This window comes from Streptomyces sp. NRRL B-24572, assembly GCF_002156145.1.
GTDB lineage: Bacteria > Actinomycetota > Actinomycetes > Streptomycetales > Streptomycetaceae > Streptomyces > Streptomyces vietnamensis.
Genome location: NZ_MWIG01000056.1, coordinates 1 through 4,464 on the forward strand (window position 1 = coordinate 1; position 4,464 = coordinate 4,464).

A 4,464-nucleotide genomic window follows, 5' to 3' on the forward strand; every position below is an offset into this window, starting at 1 on the left:
ACACCGACTGGGCGGCCAGGACCGCCCTGAGCGAGCGGGCGTTCACCCGGCGCTTCCGTACGGAGACGGGCGAGAGCCCCGCCGTCTGGCGGTCCCGCGCCCGTCTCCTCGCGGCCGTGCCCCTGCTGCGTACCGCGACGGTCAGCGAGGTCTCCGGCCGCCTCGGGTACGCCTCCCCCGCCGCGTTCACGGCCGCGTTCACCCGGGCCTTCGGCGCACCGCCGTCCCGCTTCGCGGCGGGCCGGGGCTGAGGCTTCCGACCGGGCGGCACGTCAGAAGATCCTGCCGGTCGGAACGTCCGGCAGGAGAGGGTCACGGCAGCCCGTGTCGTGCGGGCGGGCCCGTCTTCCGTACGATTCCCCCCGTTGCCACTCATACGTCTGAAGGAGATCCCCATGGCCCAGGTCACCCTGAAGGGCAGCCCCGTGCAGGTCAACGGCGCTCTGCCGGCCCCCGGCAGCCAGGCCCCCGACTTCACGCTCGTCGCCGAGGGGCTGGCGGACAAGTCGCTCAAGGACTTCGCCGGTCAGCGCAAGGTGCTCAACATCTTCCCGAGCGTCGACACCCCGACGTGCGCCTCCTCCGTCCGCGCGTTCAACGAGAAGGCCGGGCAGCTGGACAACACGGTCGTCCTCTGCATCTCCGCCGACCTGCCCTTCGCCCAGGCCCGTTTCTGCGGCGCCGAGGGCCTGGAGAACGTCAAGAACCTCTCGACGCTCCGCGGCCGTGAGTTCCACACCAACTACGGCGTGGAGATCGCGGACGGTCCGCTGGCCGGTCTGACCGCCCGCGCCGTCGTCGTCCTCGACGAGAACGACACGGTGCTGCACGCGCAGCTCGTGGGCGAGATCGCCGACGAGCCGAGCTACGACGAGGCGCTCGCCGTCCTGAAGTAGTCCGCACCGCGGCAGAACCCGCAGAGGGGCCCTCCACCGATGTCGGTGGAGGGCCCCTCTCGTACTCCGGGCCCCTCTCGTACTCCGGGCCCCTCTCGCACTCCGGGCCCCTCTCGCACTCCGGGGCCTTTCGCACTCCGGGGCCTTTCGCACTCCGGAACCTCTCGCGCCCCGGGGCTCAGGCGCAGCCCGGACACAACCCCCGGTACGTCACGTCCGCCTTCGACACCGTGAACCCGAACCGCTCCGCGGGCGGCAGGACGGCGAGCGGGTCCCCCGTCGGGTGGACGTCGCGGATGATCCCGCAGTTCGAGCAGACCAGGTGCTGGTGCGACCGGTGCGCGTTCGGGTCGTAGCGCTTGGCCCGCCCGTCCGTGGAGAGTTCCACGACCTCCCCGAGGGCGACCAGTTCGCCGAGGGTGTTGTAGACCGTCGCCCGCGCGATCTCCGGCAGGCGCGCCACCGCGCGCGCGTGGACCTCGTCCGCCGTGAGGTGCACATGATCCCCGGCCAGGACCTCCGCGACGACGCGGCGCTGGGACGTAATCCGCCAGCCACGCGCGCGCAGTCGCTCCAGCAGGTCACTCATGTCTCACCTCGGCGGCACAGCAAAGTTGGGGTTCATCTTGACTTGGACACTGTCCATCGTAGGATCGGTTTCGTAAATGGCCAAGGGACAGGAAGACTCCAGCACGGCGGGAGAAGCACACGTGACACCCGCGCCAGGCCCGTCCGCCGAAACGCACTTCCTGAGCACAGTGATCCGCCATGTCCGGAAGGATTCCCATGTCTGAGAACCACGACGCAATCGTCACCGACGCGAAGGCGGAGGGCGCAGGCGGCTGCCCCGTCGCGCACGGGCGTGCCTCCCACCCCACCCAGGGCGGCGGCAACAGCCAGTGGTGGCCGAACCGGCTGAACCTGAAGATCCTCGCCAAGAACCCCGCCGTGGCCAACCCGCTCGGTGAGGACTTCGACTACGCGGAGGCCTTCAAGAGCCTCGACCTGCCGGCCGTGAAGCAGGACATCGCCGAGATCCTCACCACCTCGCAGGACTGGTGGCCCGCCGACTTCGGCCACTACGGCCCGTTCATGGTCCGGATGGCCTGGCACAGCGCCGGCACCTACCGCATCAGCGACGGCCGCGGCGGCGCCGGTGCCGGCCAGCAGCGCTTCGCGCCGCTGAACAGCTGGCCGGACAACGGCAACCTGGACAAGGCGCGCCGTCTGCTGTGGCCGGTGAAGAAGAAGTACGGCCAGAACCTCTCCTGGGCCGACCTCATGATCCTCGCGGGCAACGTCGCCCTGGAGTCGATGGGCTTCGAGACCTTCGGCTTCGCCGGCGGCCGCGCGGACGTGTGGGAGCCCGACGAGGACGTCTACTGGGGCCCGGAGACCACCTGGCTCGGCGACGAGCGCTACACCGGCGACCGCGAGCTGGAGAACCCGCTCGGCGCCGTGCAGATGGGCCTCATCTACGTCAACCCGGAGGGCCCCAACGCCAACCCGGACCCGGTCGCCGCGGCCCGCGACATCCGTGAGACCTTCCGCCGGATGGCGATGAACGACGAGGAGACCGTCGCCCTCATCGCCGGTGGCCACACCTTCGGCAAGACCCACGGCGCCGGCCCGGCGGACCACGTGGGCGCGGACCCTGAGGCCGCCTCCCTGGAGGAGCAGGGCCTCGGCTGGAAGAGCACCTTCCGCAGCGGCAAGGGCCCGGACGCCATCACCTCCGGCCTGGAGGTCACCTGGACCACCACGCCGACCCAGTGGGGCAACGGGTTCTTCAAGAACCTCTTCGAGTACGAGTACGAGCTGACCAAGAGCCCGGCGGGCGCCCACCAGTGGGTGGCCAAGAACGCCGAGGCGATCATCCCGGACGCGTACGACCCGGAGAAGAAGCACCTCCCGACGATGCTCACGACCGACCTGTCGCTGCGCTTCGACCCGGTCTACGAGCAGATCTCGCGCCGCTTCTACGAGAACCCGGACCAGTTCGCGGACGCCTTCGCCCGCGCCTGGTACAAGCTCACCCACCGCGACATGGGCCCGATCGTGCGCTACCTCGGCTCCGAGGTCCCGTCCGAGGTGCTCCTGTGGCAGGACCCGCTGCCGGCCCGCTCGGGCGAGCTCGTCGACGCCGCGGACATCGCCTCCCTCAAGGAGAAGATCCTCGGCTCGGACCTCACGGTCACCCAGCTGGTCTCCGCCGCCTGGGCCGCCGCCTCCTCCTTCCGCGGCAGCGACAAGCGCGGTGGCGCCAACGGCGGTCGCATCCGCCTGGAGCCGCAGCGCAACTGGGAGGTCAACAACCCGGACGAGCTGGCGCAGGTGCTGCGCGTCCTGGAGGGCGTCCAGGAGTCCTTCAACTCCGCCCAGACCGGGGACAAGCAGGTCTCCCTCGCCGACCTCGTCGTCCTCGCGGGCGTCGCGGCGGTCGAGAAGGCCGCCGCGGACGCCGGCCACGCCGTCGAGGTCCCGTTCACCCCGGGCCGTGTGGACGCCACCCAGGAGCAGACGGACGTCGAGTCCTTCGCCGCTCTCGAGCCGGCCGCGGACGGCTTCCGCAACTACCTGGGCAAGGGCAACCGCCTCCCCGCCGAGTACCTGCTCGTCGACAAGGCGAACCTGCTCACCCTGAGCGCGCCCGAGCTGACGGTCCTCGTCGGCGGCCTGCGCGTCCTGGGCGTGACCCAGCCGCAGTCCTCGCTCGGTGTCCTCACCGAGACCCCGGGCAAGCTGACGAACGACTTCTTCGCCAACCTGCTCGACCTGGGCACGGAGTGGAAGTCCACCTCCGCCGACCAGACCGTGTTCGAGGGCCGCGACACGGCCACCGGCGCGGTCAAGTGGACGGGCAGCCGGGCCGACCTGGTCTTCGGCTCCAACAGCGAACTGCGCGCGCTGGCCGAGGTGTACGCGAGCGACGACGCGAAGGAGAAGTTCGTGAAGGACTTCGTGTCGGCGTGGGACAAGGTGATGAACCTGGACCGGTTCGACATCGCCTGATCCGCATCTCCGGGGCCGGCCCGGGTGGCTTCCACGCCACCCGGGCCGGCCCTTTTTCGCGCCGACATCCGGCCGATGACGCCTTTCTGACGCCGCATGAGACAACCGACGGCCGTCCGTCACCGTCCTCACGACACGAGAGGGGCACCGGGGAAGCCGGGAGACCGGCCTCCTCCTGGTGCCCCGACGAGACCGATCGTGAGGAAGACCGCTTTGATACGTGTCACACGCGGCGTGACCACCGCCGTGGCATTACTCGCACTGACGGCGGCATCGCCCTGGCCGGCGTCCGCCCAGCCTTCGCCCGCGTCACCGTCGACGGCACCGGGGAGCCGCTTCGACGGTGTCGCCCTCCCCGAGGGCTGGCAGATCACCGGGGACGGTGCGGGCAGGCAGCTGGTCTGGACGTCGCCCGAGCGCATACCCGCGGGCGACGCCCGGGTCGAGTTCCGCGCCGGAGACCGGCTCCTCGGCCGCCCGCTCCCCCGCCCGGACGGGCGCTCCTACGCCCTGCCCCTCGTCGAGCCGGATGCCGCCGAGGGGCAGGGCGTAGGAG

At 70.8% G+C, this 4,464-nt stretch carries 4 protein-coding genes and 1 pseudogene; 4 read left to right on the forward strand and 1 reads right to left on the reverse strand.

What is annotated here, in order from left to right; genetic code table 11:
* A partial coding sequence (locus CCN56_RS03670; RefSeq protein WP_143664419.1) for an AraC family transcriptional regulator occupies positions 1-251 on the forward strand: 251 nt, incomplete at its 5' end.
* A 144-nt stretch (positions 252-395) separates the two neighbouring features.
* The gene (tpx, locus tag CCN56_RS03675) at positions 396-896 is read left to right on the forward strand and encodes a thiol peroxidase (RefSeq protein WP_086823535.1); all 501 of its coding nucleotides are present in this window, start codon (positions 396-398) and stop codon (positions 894-896) included.
* 178 nt (positions 897-1,074) lie between these two features.
* Here tpx and CCN56_RS03680 read toward each other — a convergent pair whose 3' ends face one another.
* Entirely contained in the window at positions 1,075-1,485 is a 411-nt protein-coding gene (locus CCN56_RS03680) for a Fur family transcriptional regulator (protein WP_086823538.1), read from the reverse strand.
* A gap of 197 nt (positions 1,486-1,682) precedes the next feature.
* On the opposite strand from CCN56_RS03680, the gene katG reads away from it, so the two are divergent.
* Positions 1,683-3,908, forward strand: coding sequence for a catalase/peroxidase HPI (katG, locus tag CCN56_RS03685; protein ID WP_086823541.1), 2,226 nt, complete (start codon positions 1,683-1,685; stop codon positions 3,906-3,908).
* A 246-nt stretch (positions 3,909-4,154) separates the two neighbouring features.
* Positions 4,155-4,464: pseudogene (locus tag CCN56_RS03690) on the forward strand (hypothetical protein); the annotation flags it as partial.